This window comes from Nocardioides sp. Leaf307 (assembly GCF_001423135.1).
Taxonomy (GTDB): Bacteria; Actinomycetota; Actinomycetes; order Propionibacteriales; family Nocardioidaceae; genus Nocardioides; species Nocardioides kribbensis.
The window spans coordinates 599302-615663 of the sequence record NZ_LMNY01000001.1 but is presented as its reverse complement, the minus strand read 5'-3'; the positions used below and the strand labels follow the sequence as shown (position 1 = coordinate 615663).

At 74.0% G+C, this 16362-nt stretch carries 16 protein-coding genes; 5 read left to right on the top strand and 11 right to left on the bottom strand.

What is annotated here, in order from left to right; translation table 11 throughout:
* Nucleotides 1–27 precede the first annotated feature (27 nt).
* Complete coding sequence (locus ASF50_RS18295) at nt 28–810, top strand: tyrosine-protein phosphatase (RefSeq protein ID WP_056903422.1); 783 nt, start codon at nt 28–30, stop codon at nt 808–810.
* Between the two features lie 12 nt (nt 811–822).
* Here the strand turns inward: ASF50_RS18295 and ASF50_RS02840 are convergent, their stop codons facing one another.
* The 3 genes from ASF50_RS02840 to ASF50_RS02830 all read right to left on the bottom strand — a co-directional run bounded on the left by ASF50_RS02840 (nt 823) and on the right by ASF50_RS02830 (nt 3776).
* On the bottom strand, nt 823–2181 hold the full coding sequence (locus ASF50_RS02840) for an MFS transporter (protein ID WP_056903421.1): 1359 nt from the start codon (nt 2179–2181) through the stop codon (nt 823–825).
* A gap of 176 nt (nt 2182–2357) precedes the next feature.
* Complete coding sequence (locus tag ASF50_RS02835) at nt 2358–3152, bottom strand: enoyl-CoA hydratase-related protein (protein ID WP_056863457.1); 795 nt, start codon at nt 3150–3152, stop codon at nt 2358–2360.
* A 27-nt stretch (nt 3153–3179) separates the two neighbouring features.
* Nucleotides 3180–3776: a rhomboid family intramembrane serine protease gene (locus tag ASF50_RS02830; protein ID WP_193666254.1), complete on the bottom strand. Its 597-nt coding sequence runs from the start codon at nt 3774–3776 to the stop codon at nt 3180–3182.
* 101 nt (nt 3777–3877) lie between these two features.
* On the opposite strand from ASF50_RS02830, the gene ASF50_RS02825 reads away from it, so the two are divergent.
* Nucleotides 3878–5530, top strand: a complete 1653-nt coding sequence (locus tag ASF50_RS02825) for a sensor histidine kinase (RefSeq protein ID WP_056903420.1) — start codon at nt 3878–3880, stop codon at nt 5528–5530.
* Nucleotides 5531–5681: 151 nt separating this feature from the next.
* Here ASF50_RS02825 and ASF50_RS02820 read toward each other — a convergent pair whose 3' ends face one another.
* Together ASF50_RS02820 and ASF50_RS02815 are read right to left on the bottom strand one after the other, a co-directional pair.
* On the bottom strand, nt 5682–6689 hold the full coding sequence (locus ASF50_RS02820; protein WP_056863455.1) for a cytochrome d ubiquinol oxidase subunit II: 1008 nt from the start codon (nt 6687–6689) through the stop codon (nt 5682–5684).
* Complete coding sequence (locus ASF50_RS02815) at nt 6686–8080, bottom strand: cytochrome ubiquinol oxidase subunit I (RefSeq protein WP_056903419.1); 1395 nt, start codon at nt 8078–8080, stop codon at nt 6686–6688. The genes ASF50_RS02820 and ASF50_RS02815 overlap by 4 nt, the downstream gene beginning before the upstream one ends.
* A 209-nt stretch (nt 8081–8289) precedes the next feature.
* On the opposite strand from ASF50_RS02815, the gene ASF50_RS02810 reads away from it, so the two are divergent.
* Entirely contained in the window at nt 8290–8670 is a 381-nt protein-coding gene (locus ASF50_RS02810) for a hypothetical protein (protein ID WP_056903418.1), read from the top strand.
* A gap of 365 nt (nt 8671–9035) precedes the next feature.
* Here ASF50_RS02810 and ASF50_RS02805 read toward each other — a convergent pair whose 3' ends face one another.
* The 6 genes from ASF50_RS02805 to ASF50_RS18760 all read right to left on the bottom strand — a co-directional run bounded on the left by ASF50_RS02805 (nt 9036) and on the right by ASF50_RS18760 (nt 12938).
* Complete coding sequence (locus ASF50_RS02805) at nt 9036–9719, bottom strand: dihydrofolate reductase family protein (protein ID WP_056903417.1); 684 nt, start codon at nt 9717–9719, stop codon at nt 9036–9038.
* Nucleotides 9707–10285: a hypothetical protein gene (locus ASF50_RS02800; protein WP_056904201.1), complete on the bottom strand. Its 579-nt coding sequence runs from the start codon at nt 10283–10285 to the stop codon at nt 9707–9709. The genes ASF50_RS02805 and ASF50_RS02800 overlap by 13 nt, the downstream gene beginning before the upstream one ends.
* Before the next feature lie 5 nt (nt 10286–10290).
* Nucleotides 10291–11154 (bottom strand): dihydropteroate synthase, encoded by an 864-nt coding sequence (gene folP, locus ASF50_RS02795; RefSeq protein WP_228942672.1) that lies wholly within the window; start codon nt 11152–11154, stop codon nt 10291–10293.
* A complete protein-coding gene (locus ASF50_RS02790) occupies nt 11151–12167 on the bottom strand; it encodes a glucosyl-3-phosphoglycerate synthase (protein ID WP_082502691.1) in 1017 nt (338 codons plus the stop codon). Before ASF50_RS02790 ends, folP begins: the two co-directional genes overlap by 4 nt.
* Nucleotides 12168–12225: 58 nt before the next feature.
* Complete coding sequence (locus ASF50_RS02785) at nt 12226–12531, bottom strand: STAS domain-containing protein (protein ID WP_056903415.1); 306 nt, start codon at nt 12529–12531, stop codon at nt 12226–12228.
* 239 nt (nt 12532–12770) lie between these two features.
* Nucleotides 12771–12938: a hypothetical protein gene (locus ASF50_RS18760; protein ID WP_156718049.1), complete on the bottom strand. Its 168-nt coding sequence runs from the start codon at nt 12936–12938 to the stop codon at nt 12771–12773.
* Nucleotides 12939–13112: 174 nt separating this feature from the next.
* Between ASF50_RS18760 and ASF50_RS02780 the strand changes: the two genes are divergently transcribed.
* On the top strand, nt 13113–14279 hold the full coding sequence (locus ASF50_RS02780) for a nucleotide sugar dehydrogenase (protein ID WP_056903414.1): 1167 nt from the start codon (nt 13113–13115) through the stop codon (nt 14277–14279).
* A gap of 349 nt (nt 14280–14628) precedes the next feature.
* On the top strand, nt 14629–16311 hold the full coding sequence (locus ASF50_RS18290) for a WecB/TagA/CpsF family glycosyltransferase (RefSeq protein WP_082502689.1): 1683 nt from the start codon (nt 14629–14631) through the stop codon (nt 16309–16311).
* The last annotated feature ends 51 nt before the right edge of the window (nt 16312–16362 follow it).

Sequence of the window (16362 nt, the reverse complement as noted above, 5' to 3'; positions counted from 1 at the left end):
CACCCGGCGGCGAGGCAGGCTTGCTCCGTGACCCACGACCCCCTGGCCGCCCCCGCCGGTCCGCCCGCCGACCTGCACCACCTCCCCGACCTGCACAACCTGCGTGACGTGGGTGGCCTGCGCACCGACGACGGCGGGCGCACGCGCCACGGCGTGCTCTACCGCAGCGGCACGGTGGCCTTCCTCGACGCCGCCCAGGCCGAGGTCCTCGTCGGAAGCGACGGCCTCGGCGTGCGCTGCCGCGTGGACCTGCGCGGGCCGCGCGAGGTGGCCGAGGAGACCAGCGCCGCGCTGCGCGAGCGGGAGCGGCGCGCCGAGCACGTCGAGATCCACGCCGCCGACGTGGCCTGGGACTTCACCGCCTCCCACCGCAGCGACTGGGTCGCCGCCCACTACGCCCGCTACCTCGACGCCTCCGGCGACCGCATCGTCACCGTGGGCCGGCTGCTCGCCGACCCGGCCAACCGTCCGCTGCTCGCGCACTGCTCCGCGGGCAAGGACCGCACGGGGGTGACCGTGGCCGTCCTGCTGCGAGCGGTCGGTGTGGTCGCCGACGACCTGGTGGCCGACTACGCCCGCACGGCGCAGGCCATCGCGGGGCTGCGCGAGCAGCTGACCCGGCTGCCGGCGTACGGCGACCGGATCGCCGCGGTGCCGCAGGAGGCGCTCGGGTCGACCCCCGAGACCATGTGGGCCTTCCTGTCCACGCTGGAGGAGCGCCACGGCGGCGCGCGGGCCTACCTGCTCGGCCACGGACTCGACGGCTCCGAGCTGAGCGCGCTCAGCGAGGCTCTCGTCGAGCCGGCCTGAGGGGCCCCGCCCTCACTCGACCTCGGCGTACGCCGGCTCCGCGCGCCGCGACGACCGGGCCGGCCGGGAGCCGCGCAGCGCCGGGGCGAGCACCAGCAGGCCGGCCAGCGGCAGCAGCGCGAGCACGGCGAGGCTGGGGCCGATGCCGATCACGTCGCCGAGCCCGCCGACCACGGCGGAGCCGACCGAGCCGCCGGTCATGAAGACCAGGGTGGCCACACCGAGGGCGACGCCGCGCACGTCGGCGTCGACGGCGTCACCGACCGCGGCGCTGAGCGAGGGCTGACCGAGGCCGAAGGCGAAGGTCACCAGCACCACGGCCCCGCCCAGCACGGCCGGCACGTCGAGGATCGCCCCGACGCCCGCGACGAGCAGCGCCACCGAGGCGACGGCCCCGGAGATGGCCAGGCAGGCGGTGGGGCCGATGCCGCTGATGAGCGGGCCGGCCACCCGCGGCACGGCGAGCGCCAGCACGGCGCTCGGTACGAGGAGCAGCCCGACCTGCCAGGGCGCCCAGCCCTCGGCCACCAGCACGGCCGGCACCGCGATGAGCTGGCCGAACCACGCCGCCGGCACCGCGGCCGCGGCCACCGCGCTGCGCACCACGGCGGGGTTGCGCACCACGGCCAGCGGCAGGAACCCGTGGGGCCGCCGCCGCACCCGCAGCGTCGCCAGCGGAGCGCCGAGCACGAGCAGCAGCAGGCCCACCAGGGCCACCACCACGCCGGTCGACGGCGACTGCACGAGCAGCACCAGCCCGGCCGCGGTCACCGCGACCAGCACGGCGCCGAGGACGTCCAGGCTCGCGCCCGTGCCCTCCCCCACCAGGGCGCGCCACAGGAAGGGGATCACCGCGACGCCGAGGATCGGGATCGCCATCACCGCGCGCCACCCGAAGGCGTGCTCCACGAGGCCCCCGAGGAGCGGCCCGAGACAGCTGACCGCCGCCGCCACCCCGGCGAGGCGACCCAGGGCCAGACCGCGCACGGCCCCGTCGTACCGCGCGCTGAGGATGGCCACGCCCAGGGTCGGCACCGCCGCCGCGCCCGCGCCCTGGAAGAGCCGGGCGGCCAGCAGCACGCCGAAGGAGGGCGCGAAGGCCGCGACCAGCGCGCCGCTGGTCATCAGGCCGATGCCGATGACGAGCGGCAGCTTGACCCCGACGAGGTCGGAGACGCGGCCGTAGACCGCGGTGGTGACCGCGAGCATCAGCGCGTAGAGGCTGATCACCCAGGTCGCGCCGCCCACGCTGGTGCCGAACTCCGCGCCGATCGCCGGAAGCGCGATGGCCGCCGAGGCCGACCCCATGCCGGCCAGGCCGAAGAGGAGCCCGAGGAGCACGGAGACACGGCGCGAGTCGTCGAGGGGCATGGTTGTCGCCAACAACGACCGACCCGGGCGCATTCCGCCCCCGGCCGCCCAGCACGGCCGGCGCGGCCCTCCACCGGGCCCGCAGGGGGGACCTGTCGGCCCGGACCCGCACCTGTCGGCCCGTGCGTGGGCCGACCGGTGCGGGTTTCGCCAGCCGGCTGGCGAAACCCGCCGCCTCACCCGAAGGCCGGCTTCTCCTTGCCCAGGAACGCCCGGACCCCCTCGGCGAAGTCGGGCCCGGTGTAGACCTCGCGCAGCAGCTCGTGGTCACCGGCGGGCGAGGCCTCGAGCCGGCGGGCGCGGTCGAGCAGCTGGCCCTTGGTCGCGCGCAGGGTGACCGAGGAGGCGGCGCGCAGCCCGTCGAGCAGGGCGGCGAGCTCGGCGTCGAGGGCCTCGGCGTCGGGTGAGACGGCCATCAGGGCACCGACGGCGTGGGCGCGCTCGGCGTCGACGAGCCGCGAGGCGAGCAGCATCTCGCGGGTCACCGGCTCGCCGAAGACGGTGGCGCAGCGGTAGACGATCGAGGCGGCCAGCGCGTTGCCCAGCGTGCGGGCGATGGGGTAGCCGAAGCGCGAGCCGGCCGTGGCCAGGCGCAGGTCGCAGTGGGTGGCGACGGCCAGTCCCCCGCCGACGCAGACCCCGTCGACGGCCGCCACGGTGACCTGCGGGAGCGCGAAGAGCTGCTCGAGCAGGTCGCGGATCCAGTCCTCGTAGGCGACCGCGTCGGCGTCGACGAAGTCGCTGATCTCGTTGCCCGCCGCGAAGGCCCGCCCGCCGGCGCCGCGCAGCACCAGCACCCGCACGCTGCCGTCCTCGCGCAGCTCGGCGCAGAGGTCCTTCAGCGCGGCGTACATCGCCCGGGTGAAGGCGTTGCGGCGGTGGGGCCGGTTGAAGACGACCTCCACCACCCCGTCGCCGCGGGTCACGATCAGGTCCTCGCCCGGGCCCTCGCCGGTGCTCGTCTCGCTCACGCCGCCCGACCCTACGGTCCGGCGGCCTCAGCCCCGCGAGGTGTCCGCGCCCGGCCGGGCCACGACGTACGCCGCGACCGCGCCTGCCAGCGCCCCGAAGAGGTGGCCCTGCCACGAGATGCCCGGCTGCCCGGGCAGCACGCCCCACAGCAGCCCGCCGTAGACGACCAGCAGCACGACGCCGAGCACCATCTGGCCGACCCGGCGGGCCACGAAGCCGCGCAGCACCAGGTAGACCAGCCAGCCGAAGACGAGACCGGAGGCCCCGATGTGCACCGTGCCGGCCGGGGAGACCAGCCAGGTGCCGAGCCCACCGAGCAGCCAGATGACCGCTGTGGCGGCCAGCCCGCGGCCGATCCCCCCGAGCAGCACGAGGAAGAGCAGGAGCGCGGCCAGCAGGGAGTTGGAGGCGAGGTGGTCGAAGCCGCCGTGCAGCAGCGGGGCGAGCAGTACCCCGACGAGGCCGTCGCCGGTGCGCGGGCGGATCCCGTCGTCGTCCCACTGCACCCCGGGGAGGGCGTCGACGAGCTCGAGCACCCACAGCAGCGCGACGAAGCCGAGGGAGATCCCGAGGGCGGCGGGCCAGCTGCGCCGGGGGCGGGTGGGCGTGGTCGTCAGGCTCACGCCGACCACGGTAGCCAGGCCCTGCACGGGCCGGGTCGGGCGCTCGGCCCGGATCGCGGCGAAGCACCGCAGGAGGGGGTGCGATGCGTCAGACTGCGAGCGTGACCGTCCTGACGGCCGCGGGGGGCGCCGTCGAGGCTCCTTCCTCGCAGCCCGCCGCGCTGCCCTCCCCACTGCCCGCCGCCTCCCGTCGTGCGCCCCTGGTGGTCGCGGCGGTGGTGCCGGCCGTGGTCGGGCTGCTGTTTCTCAACGCCGACCTGCTGCTGGGTCCTCACCCCGCCTTCCTGCCGGCCTTCCTCACCCTGGTGCTGGCCTGCGACCTGCTGACGGCGGTGCTGCTGGTCGAGCAGTACCGCGCCGGCGGCGGGCCCCGCGTGCTGGCGCTCAGCGCCGCCTACGTCTGGTCGGCCGCGATCGTCGTGCCCCACGCCCTGGTCTTCGGCGGGCTCTTCACCCCCACGGGGCTCCTCGGCGCCTCCCCCAGCAGCGCGCCGTGGCTGTGGGCGGCCTGGCACACGGGGCTGCCGGTGCTGATCGGGCTGGCCCTGGCGCCCTGGCCGGCCGGGCTGGAGGCGCGCCTGGGCAGCCTCGAGCACCGCGGCCGCCGGCTGCTGCTGACCCACGGCACCGTCCTGGCCGCGGCCGTCGGGACCACCGCGCTGGTGACCGCGGGCGCCGACCGGATCCCCACGATCATCGTCGACGGCGACTACACCGTGCTCACCGAGCGCTTCGGCCCGTGGATCGTGGCGCTCTGCCTGCTCTCGCTCGGCGCGGCCCTGGTCGGCGTCCTGGGGCGCCGCGACGCCCAGGGCATCGAGGCGTGGGCGATCGTCGCCGTCGTCGCCACCACCGGCGACGCCACCCTCACCCTCTTCTCCGAGTCGCGCTTCACCGTGGGGTGGTACGGCGCGCGCGCCCTGGCCCTCACCGCCGCGACCGTCGTACTGCTCGCCATGCTGCGCGAGGTCACCGCGCTGCACCGCCAGGTGCTGCGCGACTCGGTGCGCCTGGAGACCACCAACCGCCAGCTCCTCGACGCCCAGAACCTGCGCGAGCACATGGTCGCCGTGGTCACCCACGACATGCGCACCCCGCTGACCGGGCTGCAGGGCTACCTCGAGCTGCTGTCCGAGGCCGGGGGCGACCTCGGCGAGGAGCGGCAGGCCACCATGATCGACCGCAGCCGCATGCTCACCCGGCGGCTGACGCTCATGACCGAGGACATGCTCGCCGTGGCCACCACCGACCGCGCCGTGGTCGCCCTGGAGCCGGCCCCGCTCCTGCTCGCCACGGAGCTGCAGGCCTGCGCCGAGGTCTTCCCCGACCTCGACCTGCGCCTGGAGTGCGAGCCCGGGATCCGCGTGCAGGCCGACCCGCTGCGCCTCCAGCAGGTGCTGGTCAACCTGGTCCGCAACGCCCAGGCCTACGGCGCCGAGCCGGTCGTCCTGGCCGCCCGCTCACTCCCCGGGCTGCCCGCCGCCCCGGGGCCCGCCCTGGTCGAGCTGGCCGTCTCCGACGCGGGTGCCGGGGTGCCGGCCGACTTCGTGCCGCAGCTCTTCGACTCCTACACCCGCGCCGAGGGCACCGGCCGCCGTGGGTCCGGCCTGGGCCTGTCGGTGGTGCGGGAGCTGGTCGAAGCCCACGGCGGACGGGTCTCCTACGACGCCGCCGCCAACGCCTTCCGTGTCGTGCTCCCCGCCCCGGCCGAGCTCAGCCTGGTCGAGCCGGTCGAGGCCGACCCCGTCGCCTGACGTCCCCCGGCTCCACCCGTCACTCGCGTCACACCGGTCGGCCCGGACCCGCACCTGTCGGCCGACGCGTGGGCCGACAGGTGCGGGTTTCACCAGCCGGCTGGCGAAACCCGCGGACGCCCCGCCGCCCCCTGACACCACCCGGCGCCCCTCAGTGCCCCGCGTCGGCCCACTTCTCCGACTGCGTCAGCGAGAAGAGGTACGCCAGGGCGGGCAGGACGACGGCGCCGGCGATGCCCACGGCGACGAGGAGGGCGGCCAGCGTGGCGGGAGCGCCGGCGGCGTCGGTGAGGGTGACCTCGTCGACGAGCAGCCAGGGGTACTGCCCGATCCCCCAGCCCGACACCACGGCGGCCACCGCGACGAGGGCGGTCAGCCGGGCCACGGAGTGGCGTCCGACCCAGAGCAGCCACAGGGTGGCGGCGCCGGCCGCGGCGGAGAGCAGCACCAGCGGCAGGGCGCGACCGCTGAGGCCGGCCCACAGGGTCGGGGCGTCCTCGTGGAGCGGCACCAGGGCGGCGAAGACGACCAGCCCGGTGACCGCGCCGACGCCGAGGGTCCGGGCGCGCAGCTGCGCGACCAGGTGCGTGCGGCCGGCCCGCGCGGCGTCGGCGACCAGGAAGACCCCGGCGAGGAAGGCGCAGGTGCCGACGGCGATGGCCCCGCCGAAGAACGACGTGGCGGTCAGCCACGACCCCCACACGTCGCCGCGTCCCTCGGCCGGCACCCGGCCCGAGGCGATCGCGCCGGCGGCCGCGCCGAGGAAGAAGGGCGTGATCAGTGAGGAGGCGGCGAAGACCGCGCCGAAGAGCTGGGCCTGGCGCAGCGAGCCGGAGTACTTGCGGAACGCGAAGGCGGCCCCGCGCAGCACGATACCCAGCAGCGCGAAGAGCATGGGGAAGATCAGCGTGCTCATGGTGGAGGCGAAGGAGGCCGGGAACCCGGTCCACCACACCACGAGCACGTAGATGAGCCACACGTGGTTGGCCTCCCACACCGGCCCGAGACTGTGGTCGACCTGGGTGCGCAGCTCCGCGCCGCGTCGGCTGCCGCCGGCGGTGAGGTCGTAGAAGCCCGACCCGAAGTCGGCCCCGCCGAGGAGGGCGTAGGCGATCACACCGGTGAACAGCGCCGCAGCGACGGCCAGCTCGAGGCTCACGCGTCGGCCCCCTCGAGCGACTCGCGCTCCGGGCCGTAGGGGCTGGGCAGGTCCTCCTCGCCCTCGCGCCAGCGCCGGGCCATCGAGCGGAGCACGACCACGGCGCCGACGGTCATCGCGGTGTAGACGACGGTGGAGATGCCGAGCAGCCACCACAGGCCGGGGTTGTCACCGGCGGCCTCGGTGGTGCGCATGACGCCGTAGACGACCCAGGGCTGCCGGCCGACCTCGGTGGCGATCCAGCCGGCCTCGAGGGCGACGACGGCCAGGGGTCCGGCGAGCACGGCGCCGCGCAGGAACCAGCGGTTGCCGAGCAGGTCGTGCCCGCGCCAGCGGGCCAGCCAGAAGACCACGACCGCGAGGGCCAGCAGGGTGCCGATGCCGACCATCGACTGGAAGGCCAGGTGGGTGATGTTGACCGGCGGCTGCTCGTCGACGGGGATGGTGTCGAGGCCCTGCACCGGCTCGGTGAAGGAGTTCCGCGCGATGAGCGAGCCGAGGTAGGGGATGTCGAGGGCGTAGCGGACCTCGCCGTCGACCAGCAGGCCGCCCAGGCGCAGCGGCGAGGGGCTCTCGGTCTCCAGGGCCAGCTCGAAGGCGGCCAGCTTGGCCGGCTGCGTCGAGGCGAGCCGGGAGCCGAGCAGGTGGCCGATGACCGGCTGGAGCAGCGCGGCCACGGTGGCGAAGACGAAGGGCACGGTGAAGCCGAGCCGGTGGTGGCGGTCGCGGCGACCGCGGAGCATCCCGGCGGCGTAGACCGCGCTGATCGCGAAGCCCGCGACCATGAAGGCCGCCACCCACATGTGGAGGAACTGCATCCACACGCCGTCGTTGAGGAAGGCCACCCAGGGCTGGACGTCGACGACCTCGCCGTCCTCGATGCGGAAGCCGGTGGGGTTGTTCATCCACCCGTTGACCGCGAGCACGCAGAAGGTGCCGACGACGCCGGTGATGCCCATCGGCACGAGCATCAGCAGGTGCTGCTTGGGCGGGATGCGTCCCCAGCCGTAGAGGTAGATGCCCAGGAAGATGGCCTCGAGGAAGAAGGCGAGGCCCTCGAAGGCGAAGGGCAGTCCGAGCACGTCGCCGAAGCGGCTCATCAGGCCCGGCCACAGCAGGCCGAACTCGAAGGACAGCACCGTGCCGGAGACCGCGCCGATCGCGAAGAGCACGGCGGAGACCTTCGACCAGCGCTTGGCCAGGACCAGCGCATCGGGGTCGTCGCGGTAGATGCCGCGCCAGTGCATCGCGAAGATGATGGTGGGGAAGGCGACGCCGAAGCAGGCCAGCACGATGTGCCAGCCCAGCGACAGCGCCATCTGCTGCCGCGCCGGGAGCAGCCCGGCGGGATCGTCGGTGACCAGGGACGTGAGGGCGAGGAGGGGCTCCACGCACTCGACGCTACGTCGGGGGAAGACCGCCTCCGAGGGTTTGTGAATTCATTCACGAAGTCGTGGGAGTGGCCCTCGACACACGGCCGTCACACGTTCTTCACGGCCTCCACCCCGCAAGGTGAAACGATTGGCGCGCAGGCTGGGGCAGCATCTACGGTCGGTCGGCCGTCTGGCACCAACCGGCCCGCGACAGGAAGAGGACAGCCGTGAACGCCCCCGAGCGATCCGACGACGCCCCCCGTCGCGACCCCGGCGTGCCCGCCGTCCGCCTGACCGACGTCGAGACGACGCTGCTGACCCGGGTCGGCGCCGTGCGCTGCACGCTGCGGGTGAGCAACGACGACGTCACCCCGATCGTCGACCTCGCCGTCACCCACGAGAGCGAGGACGGCCTCGTCTGCGGCATGCTCGCGAAGGAGATGCCCGGCCGCAGCAGCCGCGAGTTCAGCGTGCTGATCCAGGTCGGCGAGCACGCCGAGCTCACCCTGCCGCTCACCCTCGTCTTCACCGACGCCTACGGCGGCCACTGGGCCGCCACCAGCGAGGCCCCCGTCCGGTACGTCGGGCCCGCGGCTCCCGGCGACTGACGGCGAGCATCGGCCCCGAGGGCCTTACAACGTAAGGCCCTCCGAAGGTAACGACAATGGTCCGATCCGACCATTCAGACCGCGGCGCCCCGACCGCCATGATCGACCGGCGCGGGCACCCGGCCCGCACCCACGGGGACCCCCGCCACGTGCGCGTCGAGTCGCTCCGCTCCGGGGGGACGGGGCGGCCGACGACCTGGCCGGGGTCGCCCGAGACGGGCGCGGCACCCGCCCGGGTGGAGGTCGTGCGAGACGTGGGGTCTCCCCCGCGTGGCGCACGACCTCCACCGAACCCGCCTCGCAGCGGGACCGGGCGCCGGCGCCCGCGAGCGACGGGCGCGCACCCGCGCGGGTGCGCAGCAGAGCTACCGGCCGACGCGCCAGCGTCCGAGCAGCGTGCCGTGGTCCTCGAGCAGCAGGGTCAGGTCGAGCGGCTTGTCGATCGGCGCGCCCTCGGTGATCCGGCCGTTGCTGCCGGCGACCAGGCGCGGCACGGTGGTGCCAGTGAGCTCGTCGACACAGCCCTGGAAGACCATGTCGCGCAGCAGGTGCGGCCCGCCCTCGCACAGCTGGTTGCCCCAGCCGCGCTCGGCCAGGGTGGCCTTGAGCAGCGGCAGGTCGACCCGGTGGGAGCCGAGGGTCAGCACGTGCTCCTCGCCGAGGGTCGCCCGGGCCTTCTCGATGCCGTCGGAGCGCGAGCAGGTGGCGAGGTAGACCGAGCCGGCCGGCGCACCCACCAACGAGGGCGGCACCTGCGCCTTGCGGCTGACCAGCACGATCGGGGTGTCGGTGGGGCGGTAGCCCTCGGCCTTGGCCGTGCCGGCGCCGACGATGATCACGTCGGCCAGCGAGCGCAGCGTGTCGAAGACCCGCTTGTCGGCGGCGTTGTTGATCGAGCCGCTCACCCCGGTGTCGCCGGTGGCGCTGCCGTCCACCGTGCTCACCATGTTGGCGCGCAGCCACGGCGTCGACGGCGCCGAGTAGAGCTCGCGCAGGTCGTCGTCGCTCACGTCAGGTCCGACGGTGTCGGGACCGATCAGGACTCGCATGTCCACCTCATCACCCAGTACTGCACGCCGAACGGGTCGGCGGCGAAGTCCACCTCTGCCCGCCAGGCCCCCTGTCCGCCCCCGAGGAGCCGGCCCAGCGTCACGAACCCGTCGGGGTTGCCGACCAGCAGCTGATCCGCGAGCTCGCGGTCCAAGCGTGTCAGGTGCTCCGCGTCGACCTGACGGAGGGCCCTCCCCAACGCCTCGTCGAAGCCCGGGGCCCGCTCGTCGAGGTGGCCCGGCGCCTTCTCCCCGCGCCGCGCCGACCCGTTGGCCACCACCACGTACGCCGACCCTTCGGGGTCGGCCGCAGGCTCGCTCGCGGGGTCGGCCGCGGTGCTCGCGGGGACGACGTCGGCAGCGACTCCCGCCGCCTCGAGCAGCGAGCGGGCGACCCGCTCGCCCTGCGCGTCGGCCACGAGCGCGACCGGCCCCGCGCCGGCGAGCGACCCGAGCGCCGCGACGCACGCCGCGCGGAGCTCCGCGACCGGGTCGGCGATCCCGGCGTACTCGGGGAGCAGCGCGAGCACCCCCGGCACCAGCACGACGGTCCTCGCACCACGCACGGCACTCACTGCAGCCCCCTGATCGCTCGGGCCGGGCGGCGACGCCCGAGGACGGTGTTGACCATGTCGACGGTCTGGCGGGTCTCCACGACCTGGTGCACGCGGTAGATGCGCGCACCGGCGGCGGCGCACAGCGCGGTGGCGGCCAGGGTGCCGACGAGTCGCTCGCCGACCGGCAGGTCGAGCGACTCCCCCACGAAGTCCTTGTTCGACAGCGACACCAGCACCGGGCGACCCGTGTCGACCATCTCCCCGATGCGACGGGTGACCTCGAGGGAGTGGAAGGTGTTCTTGCCGAAGTCGTGGGCGGGGTCGATGACCACGCTGCGGGGGTCGACGCCGGCGGCGACGGCCCGGTCGGCGTAGGCCATGGTGTCGGCGATCGCGGAGGCGACGACGTCGTCGTACTCCACCCGGAAGGGGCGGGTGCGCGGCGTCGCGCCGCCGGTGTGGGTGCAGATCACCGCGGCGCCGGCCTCGGCGGCGGCGTCGACGAGCTCGGGGTCGGCCCCGCCCCAGGCGTCGTTGAGCACGTCGGCGCCGGCCTCGCAGACCGCCCGGCCGACCTCGGCGCGCCAGGTGTCGACGGAGATGACGAGGTCGGGGTGCTCGGCGCGCACCTGCGCGACGAAGTCGACGACGCGCGCCTTCTCCTCGGCGGCGTCGATCTCGACGCCGGGGGCGGCCTTGATGCCGCCGATGTCGACGATCTCGGCGCCGTCGGCCACGACCTGCGCGACGCGCGCGAGCGCCTTGTCCTCGGCCCAGGTGGCGCCCTTGTCGAAGAAGGAGTCGGGGGTGCGGTTGACGATGGCCATCATCAGCATGGCGTCGTCGTCGAACTCACGACGGCCGAGCTTGAGCGTCACAGGAGGTCCTTCGCGGGTGGTCGTTCGATGATCGGTACGTCGCGCTCGACGGGGCAGATGCGCCCGCCGTCGGGACGGTACTGCCGCAGCCGCACCGCTCCCTCCCCCCTCCGGCCCGACTCGGCGGCGCCTCCCCCGCCGGTCGAGGAGCGAGCGCCAGCACCTCCCCCGATGGTTGAGGAGCGAGCGCCAGCGAGCGTCTCGACACCACCGCGCCGCCGCTCGACGGCCGCGAGGATCTGCACGGCCATGGCCCCCAGGTCGAGCAGCGCCTGGTGGTGGTGCGCGCGCCGCCCGAGGTCGACCTGGGCGATCGCGCCGGCTCCCCGCAGCCGGCAGGTGTCGATGAGGGCGGCCAGCTCCACGGCGTAGCCGGTCGGCACCGACAGCGACGCGAAGAGCTCGCGACGGATCGCCCACTCCCCCGCCAGGGGCTGCACGAGCCCGGCGAGCGCGGGGTGCTCGAGGGCGATGACCGGGCGGGCGACGAGCTCGGTGACCCGACCGCCGTCGAGCGCGCCGAGCCCCTCGGGCCCCTCGCCGGTGCCGGGCCGCTCGTAGAAGCCCTTCACCATCCCGACCGCGGGCCGGGTCAGCAGCGGGCCGAGCAGACCGGGCACGAAGTGGGTGTCCCAGTCGACGAGGTCGGCGTCCATGAAGACCAGCACGTCGCCGGTGGTCACGAAGAGCGACTTCCACATCGCCTCGCCCTTGCCGGGGTGGCTGCCCAGCTCGGGTCGCACCTCCGCGGAGCGGTGCACCACGGCGCCGGCGTCGGTGGCGACCTCGTAGGTCGCGTCGGTGGAGTCGGAGTCGATGACGACGATCTCGTCCAGCAGCGCGACGGTCTCCACGAGCGCCTCGCGCACCCGGGTGACGACGTCGCCGACGGTGGCGGCCTCGTTGCGGGCCGGCACGACGAGGCTGACCCGCAGCCCGCTGGCGGCCTTGGCGGCCAGCAGGTCGTCGAGCGACCAGTCGGCCCAGTGGGAGGTGCCGGGCTCGTCGCTCACCAGGCGAGCCTAGCCAGCGGTGCGTGGGCCGCCGGGGCGACCTCGACCGAGACGCGCCTCAGGCCGCGAAGGCGGCGCTGAGGCCCGCACGCGCCGTCGTACGGCTGAAGACGGCGCTGGCGCCGGTGACCCGCACGACGGCGCCGGCCAGCGCGATATCGCGCCAGGCGCGGATGAGCACCCCGAGGGCGGAGGCGTCGACGAACTCGACCCCGCTGAGGTCGACCTCGATCGAGGTGACGGCCTGGCCGGTGGCGGTCGAGAGCGCGCGACGGAGGTCCTGAGCGGCGAAGATGTCGAGCTCGCCGTCGACGTGCAGTCGCAGGTGCCCGGGGGCGGTCGGTGCGGTGGAGATGAGGAGCATGGGCGGTCCAAACCGGCGCAGCTGCGCCAGTGTCCCGGACCGTCAGGACGGATGGGCCTTTGCCGGCGTCACCACGAGGTGCCCCCGGTCCGTCCCTTTACCCTACGGCACCGCGCACGGCGTGACCTCCACCCAGACAGGCTGGCCCGAAGTGACTAGGCGGGACTCGGGCCCCGGGTCGCGCGTCGGCGGCTCGGGGCAGACGGGGCCCCTGGAGGGAGCGGACGTCCGCTACGCCGTCAGGCGACGTCGACCAGCAGGCCGCCACCACCGGTGGAATCCTGCGGGGTCGCGACCGGCGTCGGGGTGAGGTCGCGACGCGGTCCACGCAGGACGGCGGCGACGAGCAGTCCGAGGGGCACCGACAGCACGGCCCAGCCCACCAGGAGCACGACGACGAGGTTCACTCCGCCATCGTCGCCCCCGCGGCGCCGGGTGGACAGGATGCTTTCGTCGCGGACCGTCTAGTCATTTATGACTAGGCCCACACCCGACTCGCCGGGCGTCGGCTCGCCCGACAGGACCTGGCGGGGGTGGACCGCGATACGTCCCCGTCACCTGGGAGCCCTACTGTCGCCCTCATGAAGATCGTCGTGGTGGGCCTGGGATACGTCGGCCTCTCGAACGCCGTGGTCCTCGCGCAGCACCACGAGGTCGTGGCTGTGGACCTCGATCCCGAGCGTGTCGCGATGGTCGAGGCGCGCCGGAGTCCCGTCGAGGACGAGGAGCTGGAGGAGTACCTCGCCCACCGCAGCCTCGACCTCCGTGCCACCGCAGCAGGGAGGGAGGTCTACCCCGGCGCCGACTACGTCGTCGTCGCGACCCCGACGGACTACGACGAGCAGACCAACTACTTCAACACCACCTCGGTGGAGAAGGTCGTCTCCGACGTGCTGTCCGTCGAGCCGCGCGCCGCCGTGGTGGTGAAGTCCACGGTGCCGGTGGGCTTCACCCGTCGTCTGCAGGCCGAGCACCCGGGGGCGTGCATCATCTTCTCCCCCGAGTTCCTCCGCGAGGGGCGTGCGCTCTACGACAACCTCCACCCGAGCCGGATCGTGGTGGGCGACACCGGGCACCGGGGACGGATGTTCGCCGAGCTGCTGGCGGAGGGCGCGATCGACGACGACGTCCCCGTGCTGCTGACCGACGCCACCGAGGCCGAGGCGATCAAGCTGTTCGCCAACACCTACCTCGCGCTGCGGGTCGCCTACTTCAACGAGCTCGACACCTACGCCGCCACCCACGGACTCGACTCCGCCCAGATCATCCGAGGGGTCGGACTCGATCCTCGGATCGGCGACCACTACAACAACCCGTCGTTCGGCTATGGCGGCTACTGCCTTCCGAAGGACACCAAGCAGCTCCAGGCCAACTACCGCGACGTCCCGCAGAACCTCATCAGCGCGATCGTCGAGGCCAACAGCACCCGCAAGGACTTCATCGCGAGCGACATCCTGCGTCGGGCTCCCGACACGGTCGGCATCTACCGCCTGATCATGAAGTCGGGCTCCGACAACTTCAGGGCCTCCAGCATTCAGGGGGTCATGAAGCGACTCAAGGCCAAGGGTGTCGAGGTGCTCGTCTACGAGCCCACGATGGAGGCCGACCGATTCTTCAACTCCGAGGTCCTGCACGACCTTCCCGAGTTCAAGCGCCGTGCCGACGTCATCATCACCAATCGCGTCACCGACGAGCTCGCCGACGTGGACGACAAGGTCTACACACGCGACATCTTCAGGCGGGACTGACCCCGTGCGCCGGCGGCCGCGACGTGACACTGGCCCCATCGACTCGCCACGGGTCACCCCGGTCCTTTAACCTCGAGATATGCGGGTTCATCTGACCCGCGGTGAGCACATGTGATAAGGGCGCTGCGATCGCCCACCTGAGTCTGACCGGGGGGCCAGTGACTCTGCGACATCGACGGACCCTCGGTGCCCGCACGTCCGCACCGGCAGCAGGTCGAGCGTCCGCCGGACCGGTGCCTGCGCTGCCACCCTGCTCGAGGCACCACGCGGACCGTCGGGCAGGGAGCGCTCGCGCTGCTGCCGTCACGCCCTCATCGTCTCGGACCCCACTCCCCCGAAGGACACGAACATGCCCGTGACCATCCCGCGCGCCTCGGTGGTGATCCCGGCCCACAACGAGGAACACGTCATCGGCCGGTGCCTCGACAGACTCGCGCAGTCGCCTGCCTCCTCCGAGCTCGAGGTCGTGGTGGTGGCCAACGGCTGCACCGACCGCACGGTCCAGGTCGCCCGCACCTACCGCAACAGGCTCCCCCACCTCGTGGTGGTCGACGAGGTCAGGCCCGGCAAGGTCTCGGCGCTCAACCGGGGCGACAGCGTCGCGACGACGTTCCCCCGTGTGTACCTCGACGCTGACATCGAGCTCGAGCCCGCGGCCCTCGAGCCCCTCCTCGCTCGACTCGACAGTCCCGAGGCCCGCGTCGCTGCACCCCAGGTCACGTTCGACACCTCGCGGTGCAGTCCCTGGGTCAGGGCCTACTACACCGTCTTCCAGTCGCTGCCCTACGTCACGGACGGCCTGGTGGGCCTGGGCCTCTATGCCGTCACCGAGGCCGGGCGTCGGCGTTTCGGCCGGTTCCCCGACCTGACCGCCGACGACCTGTTCGTCCAGCGGCACTTCTCCCGCAGCGAGCGCGAGACCACGCCCGGGTCGTTCGTGGTCCACACGCCTCGCACGGTGCGCGACCTGGTCCGGGTCCGCAGTCGCGTCGCCGCCGGCAATGCCGAGCTCGCCCAGGCCGGCGCATCACCCGAGGTCGCAGCCGCCGACACGCGCCACACCACGGGTGGCACCGTGGCCTCGCTGGTCGCGTGGCTCCGCCGCCGCCCCTCCCGGATCGGGGTGGCCCTGGTCTACGTCGCCATCACCGCGGCGGCACGGGTGGCGACCACCCGTCAGACCTCGGTCTGGCTCCGCGACGACTCGAGCCGGACGCCGCAGGCCACGGTCTCGCCGGCACGCCGTACCGGGGGTGCGGACACGGACGCACCCTCCACGCGCGTGCACCTCGACGGGGTCGACTTCGACGCGGTCGACGAGGCCGGAGCGGTGGACCACGTGCTCCTCGCCCTCGAGGAGGGGCGAGGGGGCCTGCTCGTGACCCCCAACGTCGACATCCTCCGACAGCTGCGCCGCGATGCGTGCGCCGACGTCGCAGCAGGTGCGTCCCTGGTCGTGGCCGACGGGATGCCGATCGTCTGGGCCAGCCGCCTCCTCGGCACTCCCCTTCCCGCCCGGGTGACCGGCTCGAGTCTCGTCTGGTCGCTCAGCGCCGCCCTCGCGCAGCGTTCGGGCTCCATCTACCTCCTGGGTGGAGCGCCCGGGGTCGCGGAGCGCGCAGGGGCGGCACTCTGCGACACCAACCCCGGGCTGCGACTCGCGGGGCATCTCGCACCGCCGTTCGGCTTCGACCGCGACCCCGAGCAGCTCGCCGCCGTCGTCGACGAGGTCTCCTCCGCCGCCCCCGACGTCGTGTTCGTCGCGCTCGGGTTCCCGAAGCAGGAGCGGACGGCCGCGGCGCTGCGCGAGCGCATGCCTCAGACCTGGTTCCTCGGCTGCGGGGGCTCGCTCGACATGGCCGCCGGCGACGTCCGCCGGGCTCCCGCCTACGCCCAGCGGTGGGGCGGCGAGTGGATCGTCCGACTGGTGCAGGAGCCGCGGCGGCTCGCCCGTCGTTACCTCGTCGACGACATCCCCTACGCCCTCGGGCTGATGCTCCGCACCGCCGCCCGTCGGGTGCGCGGCCGCTGACACCGTCCAGACCGCCTCGTCGCTGACGGTCGGCCGCGGGGCCTGTCCGCG